At 58.4% G+C, this 1,172-nt stretch carries 1 pseudogene; it reads left to right on the top strand.

The window, feature by feature from the left end:
• Window positions 1-550 precede the first annotated feature (550 nt).
• Window positions 551-1,032: pseudogene (locus JMJ56_RS33100) on the top strand (IS6 family transposase); the annotation flags it as partial.
• Window positions 1,033-1,172: the final 140 nt, after the last annotated feature.

Below are 1,172 nucleotides of genomic sequence, written 5' to 3'. Positions count from 1 at the left end.
GACATCCGCATCGCCCCTCGCGCCAGGGCGCAAATGAAGCACCTCCACGAACCCTGTGGGTCACAAGCGATCCAGTCTGCCAGGAAACGGTCTAGCCCCCGCTTTTGCCTAAGCGCGAAAGCATGGCCCATCCCACTTGCCATGCCTCCTCAGCGCTTGAGTAGGAGTGTGCGGCTATCTTTTGTGCGTAGAGACGCCCATCCTCGTAGATTGCCCAGATCCAGGGCTTGGGCGGTCTTCCTTGGCGATGAACTTTGACGTAAAGCTTGCCTTTGGTGCCATCCGAGAGGGGCGGCTCCATCTTCAGTTTGCTAGCCAGCGACACCTAGGCGCTCCCTCCTGTCGATTACCGGACCGTAAAGAGATTGCGGCAGACACATCAACGCAAAATCAAGGGAGTACCCAGGCTTCTTGTAATCGGGGCAAAACTCCGCGCGACACCGTTAAGTTACCTAGAATCGGCGAACCTACCCTGAGCCGGTAAACGCCCGGGAGGAGCTCACCAGCCGCCAAGTCCCCTTACTCTGGCTATCGCTTCCCTGCCGAGGTAATCAATTAAGCGGTTTGGCTGTACTTTCGCTTCCGCTCAACCTCCGCATAGTTGAGGAGATGCCGGCGGCACGTGGCATCGCGGTCGGCCATGAAGCTGTGCGGCAGTGAGCACTCAAGTTTGTTCGGGAGATTGCCAACCAGATCCGGCGACGGCTGCCCCGTGTTGAAGACAAGTGGCACCTTGATGAGGTCGCCATCAAGATGGCTGGGGTGAAGCACCGGCTCTGGCATGCCGTCGATCAGATCGGGATGGTGCTCGACGTCTTCGTGCAGAGCCGACGTGACAAGCAAGCGGCGAAGCGTCTGCTGCGCAAGCTGCTCAAGCGGCAGTGCCGGGCGCTTCGCGTCATGATCACCGACAAACTTCCAAGCTACGGGGCAGCCAAGCGGAAGGTGATGCTCGGTGTCGAACACCGCCAGCACAAAGGCCTGAACAACCGGGCAGAGAATTCATACCAGTTAACGAAACGAAAAGAACAATAGATGAAGCGCTTCAAGTCAGTCGGCGCGTACAATGCCTTCTTTTTGCCTGCGACCACAGATCGGTAACGTCCACGGAGGTGTTGGAAAATCCGGCCTTGGCCGGAGTGTAGGGTTGGGGTGGCCATCGGACCTGGCGG

This window comes from Belnapia arida, assembly GCF_016773205.1.
GTDB classification, from domain to species: Bacteria; Pseudomonadota; Alphaproteobacteria; order Acetobacterales; family Acetobacteraceae; genus Belnapia; species Belnapia arida.
This window is presented reverse-complemented; position numbering and strand designations above follow the sequence as displayed.